Genomic DNA, 15235 nt, shown 5'->3' with positions numbered 1-15235 from the left:
CGGCGTGACCGGGCTGCCGCTGCCGGGCTCGCTCGACGCCGAGCTGCGCCCGTACCAGTTGGAGGGATTCAACTGGCTGAGTTCCTCTACCGCCACAGCCTGGGTGGCGTCCTGGCCGACGACATGGGCCTCGGCAAGACAGTGCAGGCGATTGCTTGATGTGCGCGGCGAAGGAGCAGACTGAGTCCGGCGCCGGAGGCACCGCGGGCGGCAGCGCCCCCTTCCTGGTGGTGGCGCCCACCAGCGTCGTGGGTAACTGGGCCGCGGAAGTGCAGCGCTTCGCGCCCGGTTTGAGCATAAAGACCGTGGGAGAGACCTTCGCCAAGAGCGGCGCGGATCCGCAGGAATCCATGGCGGGCATCGACGTCGTCATCACCTCGTACGCGCTGTTCCGGATCGACTACGAAGCCTACGCGGCCAAGGAATGGGCCGGACTGATGCTCGATGAAGCCCAGTTCGTCAAGAACCACCAGTCCAAGGCCTACCAGTGCGCCCGGAAACTCCCGGCATCCTTCAAGCTGGCCATCACGGGAACCCCGCTTGAGAACAACCTCATGGAGTTCTGGGCGCTGACCTCGATCGTCGCACCGGGACTTTTCTCCAGCCCGCGCCGCTTCGCGGAGTACTACCAAAAGCCGGTCGAAAAGAACGGCGACAAGGCCCAGCTCGCCAAGCTCCGCCGTCGGGTCCGTCCCCTGATGATGCGCCGCACCAAAGAGCAAGTCATCAAGGACCTGCCGCCCAAGCAGGAACAGGTGCTCGAAGTGGTGCTCAACCCGCGGCACCAGAAGGTGTACCAGACCCACTTGCAGCGGGAGCGTCAGAAGATCCTTGGGCTCATCGACGATGTCAATAAGAACCGCTTCACCATTTTCCAGTCGCTCACCCTGCTGAGGCAGCTGAGCCTGGACGTCTCCCTGGTGGACGAGTCCTTGTCAGCCGTGCGCTCGTCCAAGTTGGATGTGCTGTTCGAACAGCTGGAGGACATCGTCGCCGAGGGGCACCGGGCGCTCATCTTCAGCCAGTTCACGGGGTTCCTGGGCAAGGTCCGGGAGCGGCTCGACGCGGAGGACATCGAGTATTGCTACCTCGACGGCAGCACCCGGAACCGGGCCGACGTCGTGAGCGAATTCAAGAACGGCGCAGCGCCCGTGTTCCTCATTTCCTTGAAGGCCGGCGGGTTCGGCCTGAACCTGACCGAGGCCGACTACGTGTTCCTGCTGGACCCGTGGTGGAACCCAGCTTCCGAAGCACAGGCCGTGGACCGCACCCACAGGATCGGGCAGGCGAGGAACGTCATGGTCTACCGATTGGTGGCCAAGGACACCATCGAGGAAAAGGTCATGGCGCTCAAGACCAAGAAGTCGCAGCTGTTCGCGGATGTCATGGAAGGCGACGCCCTGGCCGGTGGCGCGCTGACGGCGGAGGACCTGGCCGGGCTATTTGCGGAGTAGGGCCGCGCCTGCGGCGGAGAAACGACCACGGCAAAATCGACGTCGCCGCTAGCATGTATTCAAATTTTGACGATCGTTACAAACACGGCATCCCACCGACTCTAGGTCATGAAACACGCTCAAGGCAATGACTTTCCGGATGTTTACGAAGTGCCCGCGCCGGCATCAAAACTTCTTTCTTGGTATGCCAAGTGGCGTCAATCCGCCATCCGCTGCCCATTTTGTGCCACGAAGACTCCTGTATTTAAAGGAAACTCTCCAAATCCCCGTTGACGGCAAATTCCAGCTTGGTATACCGTGAGCGAAATCGACGCCCGGTTGACGGGGCGCCATGACGAGGAGGGAAAATTCTCAATGGTTGAGCTGGAATCACATGCCACCCCCAAGGGCTTGGGCTGCGACGCCTGCGGCTACGATGGCGCGGTTGCGGAAGACTCAGGGCTCTTTGGCGGCAAGCGAAGCGTGCCGAAAGGACAGGCTGCAGGCCTCGCTGAACGGGTCCGGCACGACTCTGCCAGTGCGCAGCAACGAGGCCTCGGACCAGACGGACAGCGTGACCAGAACCGCCCGCTAGTCCTCGCGGCAAGTTGGGTTCTTGCCCATCAGCAAGGCGAGTTGGTCCTTCTGCGCGATCACGAAGTAGTTGTGCGCGGCGACCGCATCGAGGCGGTCCGCCCTTGGACCGGTACCACCGACGAGCGAATCGACCTGCAAGGGCAGCTTCTGGTCCCGGGCTTGATTTCAATGCACAGCCACGTGGCGGGCGGCGCCGCCACGCGTGGGTATGTCGAGGGCAACCTCACTCCCATGAGCAAAGGCGCCATTTTGCGCCAGGGCAGGCAATTCCTCAATGCCATGGTGTTGCTCGAGGATCTTCCGGACGAAGACCTCGACACCATGACTGCCCTGAACCTGGCAGAAATCCTCCGCGGTGGCTGCACCACCCAGGTTGAAATGTCCAAGGGCTTGAGATCGATGCAGTCCTACGTCCGCGTCGCACGGCAATTCGGAATCCGCGGCTACCCTTCCGGGGCCGTGCCGGGGATGAGGCGGATCCTACCGATCTGGAAACGCGGTGACGACGACCAAAAGTTGTTCAATTCGGTGCCCGAGACACTGGCCGAAATCCAGGAAAACCTCGCCTACGCTCGGACCATCAACGGCGTCGACGACGGCCGCATCCTGCCAATGATGGCGCCAGCGACAAACGCGGTGCACACCCCGGAAACGTTCGCCGCAATGAAGGCTGCAGCCGAAGAGCTGCACGGCCTCCACATTCACCTGCAGGCAGGGTACGGCCGGGCGCCGCAGCCGGACAAAGCTGCAATGAACCGCTTATGGGGCCAGGACGAGATCCCGTGGCTGCACAGCCTTGGCCTCTTCGACGGCTCGGTACGGGTTTTTGGAGCCCACCTTCTCGGAATCGACTTTGAGCGCGATCTTCCGCTGTTGGCCAATCCCAGTTTCACTTTCGCCAACTGTCCTTCAGGCACCGGCGCAGGTGTCACACCCGCACAGTGGCCCTGGCCGGAAGTTCTCGGAGCAGGCGTCAACTCCGGCATCGGCCTGGATACGCACTCGAACGACTACATCGAAAACCTCAAGATGGCTGTTATCTACGGTCGGATCAGGGCGGATTTCCTCGGCGATTCAACCCGGTACCCATGGTCCGGCCGTCCATCTGGACAGCCGTGGAAGCCGCGACGCTGGGAGGCGCCCGGGGCCTGGGACGTGAAGACCTTGGCCGGATCGCAGTCGGCGCGAAAGCTGACCTGACCAGCATCGATGTCAGCGGTCTGTTGGTTGGGGTAGGGACGGTTCCGCGGGAACCGCTCAATCACCTGATGTACGCAAACGGACTCTCCGTCAAGAACGTCATGACGGACGGTCACTGGCAAGTCCGCAACGGCGCACTCGCGGTGGTTGACGAGGCCAGGCTTGTCCGCGAGGCAGGCAAGGTAGTCCAGCGCATCTGGGACCAGATGGCCGCCGACGGCGTCTTCGTCGAGGAACCTCGCAGCGACCTGATCCCAGCTGCCGCCTCGTAGCGTCTCCGGGCACCCCCAACGCATTTCTCCCCAGCCCGCTTGTCCGGGCTGATCTTCCTTTCATCTTTTGCCCGCGTTTGTTCCCGTTCATCACAAGTAGGAGAAAAATCAATGAAGAACTTTGCTCCCCGGGTACCAAGTCTCTGGAGAAAAGTCGCGATCGCCGCGGTTCTTGCCTCTACCCTCGCCGGCACTGCCGCCTGCGGAGGTTCAGGCCAGGCCTCATCGCCCCAAACGAACAGCGCCGATACTTCCCTCACGGCCCTGGTGCCAGCTGACATCAAGGCCAAAGGCACCATCACGGTCGGAACCCAGCCGGATTTCGAACCGGCCAACTTCACCCCCATCGGCGAAAACGGCGTCAAGGGGTTCAACATCGACCTCATGGATGCCATGGCCGCCAAGCTCGGCCTGAAGATCAGTTACCAGAAAGTGCCCTTCGACCAGCTGCTGGTCGGCGTCCAGACCGGCAAGTTCGATGCCTCCATCGCCGGAATGACCGACCGGAAGGCCCGGCAGGAGAATGTCGACTTTGTCGACTACCAGGTTGCGGGCACGGTCTTTATGGTGGCCAAGGGAAACCCGAAGAAGATCACGGGTGAGCCCGACGGCGGTTGCGGCATCAAGATCGGCGGAGTCAAGGGCAACGACGACGAGCGCTTGGTGGGGATCATGGCCAAAGCCTGCACTGCTGCAGGAAAGCCTGCACCCGAGCTCGTTACCTTCCCGACTGGCAGCGACAAGAACCTGGCGTTGACTTCAGGCCGCGTGGACGCCATGTTTTGGCCGGACATGGCCGTATCGGTCATCAACGGGAAACCCAGGGGAAGCTCGAATCAGTGCCGGTGAACTTCGAGCCCAAGGTCTTCCTCGGCATGATCTTCAATAAGCAGAACCCGCAATTGCGGGATGCCTTCCTGAAGGCAACGGAGGCCATGCACGCTGACGGCAGCTACGACGCAATCCTGAAGAAGTGGGATGTCACTGTGATCGACCTGCCAAAGCCAGGCGTCAATCTCGCAACGTCTTAGTCATTACCGGAGTGCGGTCTTCCACGACGGACCGCACTCCGGATTCCAGTTCCGCAAAGAAGGACACCACATGCGTACGAAAACAACACTCCCGCCGTCGGGTGATCTCCGCCATGATCGTTGACGGCCAGGTGGCACCGACGCACGACAACGTCGGGAAGCCTCCCTTCACAGTTCTTGATCCAACACACGTGCAGGACGGCCAGGTGGCCGGAATCCAGGCCAAGCGCCGGAAGCCCTACGGGCAGATGGCGAGCGGGGCAGTCATTGTGGCGATTGCCGCGCTCTTCATCTGGTCCCAGGCGGCAAATGAGAATCTGGACTGGTCCAGCGTCGGCGAGTTCATGTTCCACCCTGTCATCTTCAAAGGCATCGCAGTCACGCTGGAACTTTCGGTCTTCAGCATGTTGATCTCGGTGGTCCTGGCTTTCGGCGTGGCCCTCATGTGCCAGAGCCGGAACCGGCTCGCGGCGATTGTTGGCCGGGTCTACGTGTGGTTCTTCCGCGGGGTGCCGCTCCTGGTCCAGATCCTCATCTGGTTCAACCTGGCGGTGCTCTTCCCGAAGATCCTCGGCGCCGACACCAACCAGCTGATCTCTGGATTCACCGCGGGTCTCTGCGCACTGTCCCTGGCCGAATCGGGCTACATGGCTGAAATCATCCGTGGCGGCATTCTGTCAGTCAGCAAGGGGCAGACGGACGCCGGCCTCAGCATCGGCTTGACTCGGGGACAGGCTTTGCGAAGGATCGTGCTACCGCAGACCATCCGGGTCATCATTCCTCCGACGGGAAATCAGTTCATCGGCCTCCTCAAGGCCAGCTCCTTGGTTTCTGCCATCGGGGGAAGCGATCTGTTGACGCAGACCCAGCTCATCTATGGCCAGAATTTCAAAATTGTGCCGCTGCTCATTGTGGCCACGGTCTGGTACCTCATCCTTGTCAGCGTCGCCAGCATCGGCCAGTATTTCCTGGAACAAAAGTTCAACCCCGACGGCGCCGCAGCCGGCGGGTCGTTCCGGGAACTCATCCGCAGGAATCTCCTGTTGCGAAACCGCTCCGATCTTTCCCGAAAGGCAGTCCAGCCATGACCATTGCTCCAGCACAGGTACCACTCATGGTGATCGACGGCGTCCACAAATGGCTTGGCAAGAACCACATCCTTCGCGGCGTGAACATCGCCGTGGCATCCGGTGAAATCGTTTGTGTCCTTGGCCCTTCAGGCTCCGGAAAGAGCACGCTACTTCGCTGCATCAACGGTCTGGAGGCCATTGAGTCCGGGACCGTTGAAATCGGCGGAGACCGCGTCGGATACAAGGTTCACAAAGGACAGTTGTTCGAACGCACCGAACGGGAATCGGCCAGAATGCGACGGCGGATAGGGATGGTGTTCCAGCACTTCAACCTTTTCACGCACATGACAGCACTGGAGAACGTCAGTTATGGCCCGCGACGGGTGCTCGGGCTGTCCAAAGCCGAGGCCAGGGAGCAAGGACTGGACGCCTTGGGGAAGGTCGGTCTGAAAGACAAGGCCGGGTCCTACCCGGCGCAACTTTCCGGCGGTCAGCAGCAGCGCGTTGCCATCGCCCGGTCCCTGGCCATGAAACCCGAGGTGATGCTCTTTGACGAACCCACCAGCGCACTGGACCCTGAGTTGGTCGGCGATGTCCTTCAGGTCATGAAACGCGTTGCCGAAGAGGGCATGACCATGGTTGTGGTCACCCACGAGATCGGGTTCGCCCGCGAAGTCGCCGACCGGGTGATATTCATGGACGAAGGACGGGTCATCGAATCCGGACCGGCAGCACATGTCCTGGACAATCCTTCCCACGAACGCACCGCCAATTTCCTGCGACACGTCAGATGACGCGGACTGCTTCCGCGTACATCCACATCCGGGACCGGATCATCAGCGGCGAGCTGACGCCGGGAACATGGCTTCGAGAACGGGAACTCTCTGCTGAATTGAATGTGTCACGGGTCCCAGTGCGGGAGGCGCTCCTGCAACTTGAGGCAGATGGCTTCACCACGACGGGTCCGCGTCACGGAGCGGTCGTCAGGCAAATGACGATCCAGGATGTCGATGAAGTCTTTGACATCCGGCTCAGCATCGAGGTTTCAGCCGCGAGCATTGCTGCCCACCAGGTGGGGGCGGGGGCCAGCCCCGATCGCCTGCTGTCGGTCCTCGCTGACGCTGAGGCTCTCGTATCCAACCACGACGAGGACCTCAGGGCCAGCACCAACGTGGCCATCCACGACGAGATCTTCAGCCTGACAGGCAACGAACTCCTGACCACCGTGATCCGCCCGGTCGCGAACCGCATGCGGTGGCTCTTCGGAAACGTCGTCCAGCAGGATCCCGAGCAACTTTGCCGGGAACACCGCGCACTGTGCCAGGCGATCTGCGCCGGGCAAGCCGAGCTCGCCTCCGCGCTGGCCATTGCCCACATCGAACACAGCCGCGGACCCGCCATTTCGCAGTTGGAGGGGAAGCTTCCCCTCCGCCGTTCTCCAGCTGTCGTGGACGGCCGGACGCCGGGCGGCCGCCGGGAGCGCTGAGGGCGTCCGGCGGTTTCCCGCTTCCTGTATCACCCCCTCGGCATATCGGGATCCTAACGGCCGTCATTTGATGTATACAATTGAACGCGGCCAGAGCAATACAGCGTCGCCGAAGGGGGAACCGTGGAGGGCACCGAAGCACAGTCAGAGACGCACGCAAGCATCGATAGAACTGTGGAATGGGTGGACACCGACGCGTCGGGCCATCAACACAACTCCGCAATCATGCGCTGGGTCGAGGCCGCCGAGGCAGAGCTTTTCCGCAACCTGGCGCTTCCGGAGTACTTCCCGAGTGCTCCTCGAGTGCAACAAGTGGTCAATTACACGGCCAAGCTGTGGTTTGGCCAACGAGTGACGGCAACCGTGAAGATCCAGAAGCTCGGGCGAACCTCCATGACCCTTGCCTTCGAGGTCTATGGCCACGCACATCCAAACTCGCCGGGCGGACTGGCTGCACATGGGACATTGACCACTGCCCACGTGCCAGCGGGCTCAGCTTCAGCCCAGCCGTGGCCGGAACGGATCCGGCAGGCGGCTGGCGTAGCGGTCCCGAACAGTCCGGGGCTCTGAACCATGATGGACATGCCCGCTCCCCCGGTACGTCACCAGCAGCTGATCGTCACGATCTATGGTCTTTATGGCCGCAGTTCGGGCGATGCCCTCCCCGTCTCTGTGCTGATTTCAATGCTGGGCGACCTGGGCTATGACGCGCCCGGGGTTCGTTCCTCCGTCTCGCGGCTGAAGGCCAAGGGTGTCCTGAAAAGTGTTCGCCTGGACGGCGTCGCCAAATACGAACTATCCGACACCGTCATTGACGTCTTCCGCGAGGGCGATCGAAGGATCTTCGCAGCCGATCGCTCCACCGAGCTGGAAGCCTGGGTCCTCGCGGTGTTTTCCGTCCCCGAATCAATGCGGAACCGTCGGCACCAACTACGCTCCGAGCTGTCCGGGCTCGGTTTTGGATCCGTGGCCTCAGGGGTATGGATCGCGCCGGCCCGAGTCCTTGAACAGGCCCGTGAGCGGCTTGCATCGCGGGGTCTCATCCAGTTTGTGGACTTCTTCCGGGGCGACTATCTGTTTGAGGGCCCCATGCCCCCGAAGGTGGCCGAATGGTGGGATTTGAAGGCCATCGACGAGCAATTCGCCGAATTCCTGGACCTCTACGAAGGCGCCGGAAATCTTTGGGCCGGACTGGTCGGGGATGATCCCGAGGCCGCCTTGGCCAACTCGACCGCGGAACTGCGCCGGGATGCTTTCCGCTACTACATTCCCATGCTGACTCTGTGGCGCCGCTTCCCGTACCGGGACCCTAACCTGCCGCTGGAATTCCTCCCGAAGGACTGGCGCGGACCTGCGGTTCGCGAGACGTTCCAGGCGGTTCATCGCCTGGCCGCACCCCTAGCCGCGGCCCACGCGCACGAACTCATCCACGGCAATGCGGATCTGGTGGCACCCTAACGCGTTGCCCGGCCTACCAGGGAGCGATCGGATGGACCCCGATATGCCGCCCGTCCTTGTCGCACAGGTGACCCATCCGCTTTGGCGTATCCAGAGCGACCATCCGTTCGGTCACGTTCATGGTTGGCATCCGTGAACCCAAAGCCGTCTCCAAGCGCTGGATTTCTCCGAGGTTGCGTACCCAGAAAGTCGCATAGACATTGGCCTCGCCTGTCACTGCGGCGACCAGGCGGCATGCCGGCCAGGCCGCGAGCTGTTCACAGATGAAATCGACGTCCTTGGCCGGCGCCTTGGCGAGCAACGAGGCCTGGATGGGCCACCCGGCCAGCGACCGTGCAATATCGCAACGGAAAGTCACCCCACCCGAGGCCACCAGTCTTTCGACCCGCCGGCGCGCGGTTGCCGTGCTGCAATCCGTCGCCTACGCCAGCTCAATCCACGTAAGCCGGCCGTTTCTGACGAGCAGATCGAGCAAGCTGCGATCCAGCATGTCCAGTCGCGTCGTGTAGTTGGCCGGATTCGCTGACATGGTGCCGTTGTTGATAATCCTCGGACTGAAGACGCAGATGGTGCCCGCCACCTTCGACACCATCCTGCCCGGGCTCAGCAGCGGTAAGTATGACCTGGGAATCTCCGGATTCATAGAAACGACGGAGCGCAAGAAGAACGCCGATTTTGTCAGCTACGAACAGGGCGGCACCTCGATCGCGGTTCCGCTCGGAAATCCAAAGAAACTGTCCACGGAGTGGACGACGCTCTGCGGGAAGAAGATCGCAGCCGGCAAGGGCACTATCCAGGGACTGACCATACTGCCCGACTTTGCCGCGAAGTGCGTGGCCGCGGGCCAGCCCGCCATCGACGCGCAGCTGTTCCCCTCCATGAATGACGCCAATCTCGCCCTGAGGTCCGGCCGCGTGGATGGCGTCATGTCGGAGAGCGCATCCATGAGCTGCCAGGCCAAGCTGGCCGGAGACCCCTTCGAGCTTGTTCCCGGCGCGAATCTTAGCCCGGGAATCGCCGGGGCCGCTCTGCCCAAGAATTCCCCGCTCACAGCCGCCGTGCGGGCCGCAATGACCAAGCTGGTCGACAGCCCGGCGTATAGCGCGATCACCAGCAAGTGGAGCTTGCCGGAAAACCACAAGGTCACGGCAGGCCAAGTTGCAGGCAACTAGTCGAAAAGGCCCGGATGCCATCATGATGGGCAATGCCGCACCGGTCCTGGACGAACCAAGAATCGTCAGGACGAAACACATCGGGCGTTGGACAGGGGCTTTGCTCTGTGCAACGCTGGCCGGCCTCCTTCTCCAGTCCGCCCTGACCAATCCACGCTTCGGCTGGGACCAGGTGGCCCTGTTCTTCCGCGACGGCGCGATTGTCCAGGGCATCGGCGTGACCTTGGAACTGACGGTAATCTGCATGGTCCTGGGCGTTGGACTCGGGATCGTGCTGGCCGTCATGCGGATCTCCTCAAACCCCGTGATCAGCTGGATCGCCAGGGCCTACCAGGGCTTCTTCCGTGGCACCCCGGTACTCGTGCAGCTGCTGTTCTGGTTCAACCTGGCCGCCCTGTACCCTTCCATTTCCTTTGGAATTCCAGGTGAAGTCCTCGGGAACCCCCGCCACGAACGTACCCAGGCGTTCCTCGCCTCGGTGCGCTGAGGAGCGGAACCAGCGATATCACTGGCCTACTTATAGGCCTGCCCACCACAAAAGCTCATCTCACGTCCAAGGGAATCACGTATCAATGCACACCAAAAACCACATTTCCGAGGGCAAGCTCGGCCCGTACAGCCATCAGGAGGCACCCCAAGCATACGGCGGGGAAACAGCGTCAATCGCGCTGAAAAGGACCGCAAGAGACGCACTACACCGGGCACAGCGCGACATCGTCGGACTAAGCCATCAGTTGCATGCGAACCCGGAGCTGGCGTTCGCTGAATACGAATCGGCGCGGGCCATCACGGATCTTCTTGAGCGGCACGGATTCGACATAGAACGCGGCATAGCGGATCTCGAAACCGCGTTCGTCGCAACCTCGGGTCATGGCGAATTGGTCGTGGCATTCTGCGCTGAGATGGATGCGCTGCCTGAAGTCGGCCATGCTTGCGGGCACAACGTGATTGCCGCCGCCTCCGTCGCGGCAGCAATCGCCCTAGCCGAGGTCGCTGACAGCGTTGGGGTGTGCGTGAAGGTTTTCGGCACTCCGGCGGAGGAAGCCGGAGGCGGAAAATCATCATGCTGGAAGCCGGCGCGTTCGATGGCATACATGCGGCCATGATGGTCCATCCCGCTACCAAGGAGTACGCGGATCACCACACGCGGGCCTTAGTCGGGCTTCGCGCAAGCTACACGGGACGCACGGCTCATTCGGCTGCGGCACCCCACGAAGGAATCAACGCCGGCGATGCCGCCACCGTGGCCCAAGTTGCGATCGGTTTGCTCCGTCAGCAGCTTCTGCCGGGGGCGCTCGTGCACGGCATTGTGACCAAGGGAGGTGAAGCGGCCAACAGCATCCCGGGCGCCGCTGAATTGCTCTACGATGCGCGCGCCAACAGCGTCAAGGAGCTGGCCGAGGTCAAAAAGCAGCTCATTGTCTGTTTCGAAGCGGGAGCTGTCGCGACCGGCGCCAGCCTGCACATCACTGAGGAAACAAGGGAGTTTTCCGGGTTCCGGAACGATCAGCCGATGGTCGGTTTTTACCAAGCGAACGCGGAGTCCCTTGGACGCCGCTTTGATGACGAGCCCTTGGAAAAGCGCTTGTCGGAAGCCGCCTCGACCGACATGGCCAACGTCTCACTGGCAATACCGTCAATTCATCCAGTGATCAGGGTGGAAGCCCACGGAGCGTCAAATCACCAGCCGGAGTTTGCCCGCTGGTGCGCCAGCGAGGACGCCGACAAAGCAGCGTTGGAAGGCGGGGCAGCGATGGCGTGGACAGCGATAGACCTTGCCCTGGACACCACGGAACGACGACGGCTCATCACCGTCGGAGAATCTTCCGGTCCGGGCGCCGAAGCAGCGGACTTCTAGCGTTACCTGCCTGAAGGCATCGGGATTGCCGTCCCGACGCCTTCTCGTCGGCCGATGTCGCCGTCGTCGGTGAACTCAATGACGACGGCCGGACACTCGCCGACACCGTCGCCTCGATCTTGGGCCCGAGCCCCATGGCATGCGTGGAGTTGCGGAGCTCCTGGGAATCAGTCAACAAACGGTCAAATCCCACCTGCACAGGGTCCGCCAGCGCTACGCCGCCTCGGGAATCGACGTGGGCAATGTCCTCAGCCTCCAGGACCGGCTCCGCAAAGACGGTTGGCTGGCCTAACGCCTAGCGCCCAGGGATGACGGCGATGCCTTGGATCTCAATGAGGGCTTCCTTCTGCCATAGCCGCGTGACGCCGATTCCGGCCATGGCGGGGTACTGGGATCCGGCCATTTCACGCCAGATCCTTCCGATCTCGCGGCCGTTGGCCGTGTAGTCGTCAACGTCGGTCAGGTAGATGGTCACGTTGACGAGGTCCTCGGGCTGGCCGCCGGCCTCGCGCAACGTAGTGAGGACGTTCGAAAACGCCTGGGTGAACTGCTCCACGATGCCGCCGGGAACGATGTTCATGTCTTTGTCCAGGGCGGTCTGCCCACCCAGGAACAAGGTGTTTCCGGCGAGCATGCCGTGCGCAAACCCGGATGGCTTGGGGAGCGACTCCGGGTTGATCGTCTTGTGGCTCATGCTGTTCCTCCTCGTTGTGGCAACTGCGAAAACTTTTGGAAAGCCTCTGTGCAGATCATTCCTGCCGTGCTACGTTGAGCATATGTGACGATCGTAAAAAAGTCGACATATGTATTTCGGGAAGCAGTATTTTGAGAAGCAGCAATGGAAGGACAAAAACGCATGAAACTCGCCACCCTGCGGACGGCCGGTGGAGGCACGACGGCGGCACTCGCCACGGGCGCCAACTCTTACCTCGCGCTGCCGGTCACCGACGTCGGGGCGCTTCTTGCCCAGCCGCAGTGGCGAACCATCGTGGAGAAAGCCGTGGCCGCCGGAGGCAACGCCATCGCTGACCCCGACTTCGCTCCGCTGCTTCCGCGGGCAGGCAAAGTCATCTGCTGCGGACTGAACTATGGCGACCACATCCAGGAGATGGGCCGCGATCTTCCCGAATACCCCACGCTCTTCGCCAAGTACGCGGACACCCTCACGGGCCCGGCCGACACCATCCACATCCACGGCAGCAGCCGCGTCGACTGGGAGGCCGAGTTGGCCGTCGTCGTCGGCTCCGAACTCTTCGGCGCGGACGAAGACGAAGCGCGGAAGCTATTGCCGGATACACAATCGCCAACGACGTCTCCATGCGGGATTGGCAGAACCGCACGCTGCAGTGGTTCCAGGGCAAGGCGTTCGACCGAACGACACCGGTGGGGCCAGTCATGCTGACCGCGGACGAGGCCGACGGCGACTTCGAGGTCCGCGGCTACGTCAACGGCGAACTCGTGCAGCACGGCAACACCAGCACCTTGGTGTTCGGCCCGGCACGCCTGCTCTCCTACATTTCCCATTTCACTACCCTGCGCCCAGGCGACCTTGTCCTGACCGGTACGCCCGGCGGAGTGGGGATGGGTATGACACCGCCGCGCTTCCTGAACGACGGCGACGTCCTCACCACCGAAATCGACGGGATCGGACGGCTGGAAAACAATTTCCGGATCCACGCACCCGTCCCCGCCATCGCCTAGGCCAATACCAACCACTTCAAAGGAGTGACCACCATGAACCCAACCGCAACCGATTACCGCCTCGAAGGCGACAACTCCATCTACGCCCAGCCGGACGGCAAAGTGGTACCCGTCGTCACCCGCGCGGGTGAAGAGGACACCAACACCGCCCAGTCCGGCGACTGCATCCGCGTCTCCGGCGTCAGCATCCAGCACACGCCGGCCACCAAGATCTGGTTCGGGCAGGTCTCCAACGTTCCCGGCTACCGCTCCCTGCCGCACCACCACGGCGAAGCGGAAACCGGCGGCTACGTGCTCCGCGGCCACGGACGCATCTACTTCGGCGAAAACTACTCCGAGTTCCTAGACATGAATACCGGCGACTGGGTATTCGTCCCGCCGTTCATGCCGCACGTCGAGGCCAACATGTCCATCACCGAAGAACTCGTATGGCTGACCGCGCGCACCCCGGAGAACCTCGTGGTCAACCTTGACGACGTTGCCGACGAGACCCTCGCAGACTTCCGCAGGGCCTGATGGACATGTCCACCGGAACCTTGACGTCGGAGACATTCCTCAAGGCCATCGAGCTGACGGCCGTCCACGCCCAGATCCACGACGAAGCCTACGAAGCCACCTCGCAGTACGTCCCGTGGCCCAAAGCCTACGGCGGAGACATGGTGGCCCAAGCCGCGGCAGCGATGATGCGCTCGGTCGACGACGACCGCTCGCTGCATTCCATGCACAGCTACTTCATGCGCCCCGTGGAGATCGGGGCCACCGTCCGCTACGAGGTCGAACGCCTCCGCGACGGCCGTGGATACTCGACCCGCAGCGTACGGGGCTACCAGAACGGCAAGACCGTTTACGCGGCGATGGGCTCCTTCCAAGTGCCCGAAGACGGCCCGGACTTCCAGCCTGAGGCGCCATCCGCCGTCGAGCCCGAATCCCTCCGCAGTGCCGCCGAGGTGCTCCAAGGGGTCGAGGGGCTGGCCGCCGAATACTGGTCTTCGAAGCGAAGCTTCGACATGCGGCATATTCCCAGCCCGGTATATCTGCAGGTGGAAGGCGATTCCGTGCCGCACCAGGCGATCTGGGTCAAGGCCTTCGAGCAATTGCCTGACGCCGGCAACGAACACGCGACCGCCGATCTGCACCGGGCGGCACTGGCATATGTCTGCGACTACACCATCCTGGAGCCCCTGCTCCGGGTGAACGGACTCCACTGGTCCAGTCCCGGACTCGCCACGGCCAGCCTGGACCACTCCATGTGGTTCCACCGGGCCGGCCGCGCCGACGGCTGGGTCCTTTACGCCCAGGAAGCAGTATCCGGGCAGAGCAACCGCGGGCTTGCCATGGGCCGTTTCTTCGACAGGCAAGGACGCCTGCTGGCGACGGTGGCCCAAGAGGGCATGATCCGCGCCGGCTCCTGAACACACCCGACTTATCCGCGTATTACTGAAAGGAGTGGCCATGACGATGTTGAGATCAGCCACGTGGACACCTTCACCCACGACCATTTGCCACCGGCGGGCACATGGCCGACGCTCGAATTCACCCTGCCGGAACTCCAGTACCCCGAGCGGCTCAACGCCGCGGCGGTACTCATTGACCACGCCGTCGCAAACCACGGTGCCGCGCGGCCCGCCCTGCGTACCCCGGACGGTACGGTCTGGACTTACGGCGAATTGCAGCAGCGCGCCAACCAGGTGGCCCAGGTCCTTACCGAGGACCTCGGGGTGGTGCCCGGTAACCGCGTCATGCTTCGCGGACCGAACAACCCCTGGATCGTTGCTGCCTGGCTCGGCGTGCTCAAAGCCGGGGCCGTGGTGGTTACCACCATGCCGATGCTGCGCTCAAGCGAGGTCGGCACCCTCATCAGCCTCACGCGTCCGGCTGTGGCGATCTCCGACCACCGATTCATGGACGAACTGGCCGCGGCCGCAGGCGAGGACACCGTTGTCCTCTCCTACGGATC

Annotated in this window: 20 protein-coding genes and 3 pseudogenes; 20 read left to right on the top strand and 3 right to left on the bottom strand. The window is 62.4% G+C overall.

Annotated elements, in window-relative coordinates:
• From AHiyo1_RS21130 to AHiyo1_RS21085, 11 genes and pseudogenes are all read left to right on the top strand, one after another.
• Positions 1 to 1454, top strand: a pseudogene (locus tag AHiyo1_RS21130) (DEAD/DEAH box helicase); the annotation flags it as partial.
• A gap of 354 nt (positions 1455 to 1808) precedes the next feature.
• Positions 1809 to 3230, top strand: coding sequence for an amidohydrolase family protein (locus tag AHiyo1_RS21125; RefSeq protein ID WP_059389898.1), 1422 nt, complete (start codon positions 1809 to 1811; stop codon positions 3228 to 3230).
• Positions 3179 to 3289: pseudogene (locus tag AHiyo1_RS27485) on the top strand (hypothetical protein); the annotation flags it as partial. The gene AHiyo1_RS21125 and the pseudogene AHiyo1_RS27485, both read left to right, overlap by 52 nt.
• 9 nt (positions 3290 to 3298) lie before the next feature.
• Positions 3299 to 3502 carry a hypothetical protein gene (locus AHiyo1_RS27480; protein WP_253257535.1) on the top strand — a complete coding sequence of 68 codons (204 nt, stop codon included), beginning with the start codon at positions 3299 to 3301 and terminating at the stop codon, positions 3500 to 3502.
• Between the two features lie 111 nt (positions 3503 to 3613).
• Entirely contained in the window at positions 3614 to 4351 is a 738-nt protein-coding gene (locus AHiyo1_RS21115) for a transporter substrate-binding domain-containing protein (protein ID WP_059389896.1), read from the top strand.
• Positions 4348 to 4533, top strand: a complete 186-nt coding sequence (locus AHiyo1_RS21110) for a transporter substrate-binding domain-containing protein (protein ID WP_148667695.1) — start codon at positions 4348 to 4350, stop codon at positions 4531 to 4533. The genes AHiyo1_RS21115 and AHiyo1_RS21110 overlap by 4 nt, the downstream gene beginning before the upstream one ends.
• Positions 4534 to 4646: 113 nt before the next feature.
• A complete protein-coding gene (locus tag AHiyo1_RS21105) occupies positions 4647 to 5621 on the top strand; it encodes an amino acid ABC transporter permease (protein ID WP_084784662.1) in 975 nt (324 codons plus the stop codon).
• Positions 5618 to 6397, top strand: coding sequence for an amino acid ABC transporter ATP-binding protein (locus tag AHiyo1_RS21100; protein ID WP_059389894.1), 780 nt, complete (start codon positions 5618 to 5620; stop codon positions 6395 to 6397). The genes AHiyo1_RS21105 and AHiyo1_RS21100 overlap by 4 nt, the downstream gene beginning before the upstream one ends.
• Positions 6394 to 7089 carry a GntR family transcriptional regulator gene (locus tag AHiyo1_RS21095; protein ID WP_059389893.1) on the top strand — a complete coding sequence of 232 codons (696 nt, stop codon included), beginning with the start codon at positions 6394 to 6396 and terminating at the stop codon, positions 7087 to 7089. The genes AHiyo1_RS21100 and AHiyo1_RS21095 overlap by 4 nt, the downstream gene beginning before the upstream one ends.
• Before the next feature lie 123 nt (positions 7090 to 7212).
• The gene (locus AHiyo1_RS21090) at positions 7213 to 7659 is read left to right on the top strand and encodes an acyl-CoA thioesterase (RefSeq protein ID WP_059389892.1); all 447 of its coding nucleotides are present in this window, start codon (positions 7213 to 7215) and stop codon (positions 7657 to 7659) included.
• Positions 7660 to 7662: 3 nt separating this feature from the next.
• On the top strand, positions 7663 to 8547 hold the full coding sequence (locus AHiyo1_RS21085; RefSeq protein ID WP_059389891.1) for a PaaX family transcriptional regulator: 885 nt from the start codon (positions 7663 to 7665) through the stop codon (positions 8545 to 8547).
• A gap of 13 nt (positions 8548 to 8560) precedes the next feature.
• Here AHiyo1_RS21085 and AHiyo1_RS21080 read toward each other — a convergent pair whose 3' ends face one another.
• Positions 8561 to 8848, bottom strand: coding sequence for a hypothetical protein (locus AHiyo1_RS21080; protein WP_148667694.1), 288 nt, complete (start codon positions 8846 to 8848; stop codon positions 8561 to 8563).
• A gap of 120 nt (positions 8849 to 8968) precedes the next feature.
• Positions 8969 to 9127, bottom strand: coding sequence for a hypothetical protein (locus tag AHiyo1_RS25095; RefSeq protein ID WP_172465691.1), 159 nt, complete (start codon positions 9125 to 9127; stop codon positions 8969 to 8971).
• Between AHiyo1_RS25095 and AHiyo1_RS21075 the strand changes: the two genes are divergently transcribed.
• The 5 genes from AHiyo1_RS21075 (at position 9114) to AHiyo1_RS25090 (ending at position 11869) form a co-directional block, all read left to right on the top strand.
• Positions 9114 to 9719, top strand: a complete 606-nt coding sequence (locus AHiyo1_RS21075; RefSeq protein WP_172465690.1) for a transporter substrate-binding domain-containing protein — start codon at positions 9114 to 9116, stop codon at positions 9717 to 9719. The two genes, AHiyo1_RS25095 and AHiyo1_RS21075, sit on opposite strands and share 14 nt — an antisense overlap.
• Positions 9720 to 9741: 22 nt before the next feature.
• Positions 9742 to 10206: an ABC transporter permease subunit gene (locus AHiyo1_RS21070; RefSeq protein WP_059389888.1), complete on the top strand. Its 465-nt coding sequence runs from the start codon at positions 9742 to 9744 to the stop codon at positions 10204 to 10206.
• 85 nt (positions 10207 to 10291) lie between these two features.
• On the top strand, positions 10292 to 10825 hold the full coding sequence (locus AHiyo1_RS25790; protein ID WP_216363280.1) for a hypothetical protein: 534 nt from the start codon (positions 10292 to 10294) through the stop codon (positions 10823 to 10825).
• Positions 10783 to 11577 (top strand): peptidase dimerization domain-containing protein, encoded by a 795-nt coding sequence (locus tag AHiyo1_RS25785; RefSeq protein ID WP_216363279.1) that lies wholly within the window; start codon positions 10783 to 10785, stop codon positions 11575 to 11577. The genes AHiyo1_RS25790 and AHiyo1_RS25785 overlap by 43 nt, the downstream gene beginning before the upstream one ends.
• 139 nt (positions 11578 to 11716) lie before the next feature.
• Positions 11717 to 11869 (top strand): sigma factor-like helix-turn-helix DNA-binding protein, encoded by a 153-nt coding sequence (locus tag AHiyo1_RS25090; protein ID WP_172465689.1) that lies wholly within the window; start codon positions 11717 to 11719, stop codon positions 11867 to 11869.
• A gap of 3 nt (positions 11870 to 11872) precedes the next feature.
• Here the strand turns inward: AHiyo1_RS25090 and AHiyo1_RS21060 are convergent, their stop codons facing one another.
• On the bottom strand, positions 11873 to 12271 hold the full coding sequence (locus AHiyo1_RS21060; RefSeq protein WP_059389887.1) for a RidA family protein: 399 nt from the start codon (positions 12269 to 12271) through the stop codon (positions 11873 to 11875).
• Between the two features lie 162 nt (positions 12272 to 12433).
• On the opposite strand from AHiyo1_RS21060, the pseudogene AHiyo1_RS21055 reads away from it, so the two are divergent.
• The 4 genes and pseudogenes from AHiyo1_RS21055 to AHiyo1_RS21040 all read left to right on the top strand — a co-directional run.
• Positions 12434 to 13278: pseudogene (locus AHiyo1_RS21055) on the top strand (fumarylacetoacetate hydrolase family protein).
• Positions 13279 to 13311: 33 nt separating this feature from the next.
• Complete coding sequence (locus AHiyo1_RS21050; protein WP_059389886.1) at positions 13312 to 13794, top strand: cupin domain-containing protein; 483 nt, start codon at positions 13312 to 13314, stop codon at positions 13792 to 13794.
• Positions 13795 to 13799: 5 nt separating this feature from the next.
• On the top strand, positions 13800 to 14690 hold the full coding sequence (locus AHiyo1_RS21045; protein WP_059389899.1) for an acyl-CoA thioesterase: 891 nt from the start codon (positions 13800 to 13802) through the stop codon (positions 14688 to 14690).
• Positions 14691 to 14744: 54 nt separating this feature from the next.
• Positions 14745 to 15235: AMP-binding protein (locus AHiyo1_RS21040; protein ID WP_148667700.1), on the top strand; the 491-nt coding region annotated here is incomplete at its 3' end.

Origin of the sequence: Arthrobacter sp. Hiyo1, assembly GCF_001263615.2 — a bacterium.
Lineage (GTDB): Bacteria > Actinomycetota > Actinomycetes > Actinomycetales > Micrococcaceae > Arthrobacter.
Note: the sequence above shows the minus strand (reverse complement) of the source record. Positions and strands in the feature narration are given on the sequence as shown.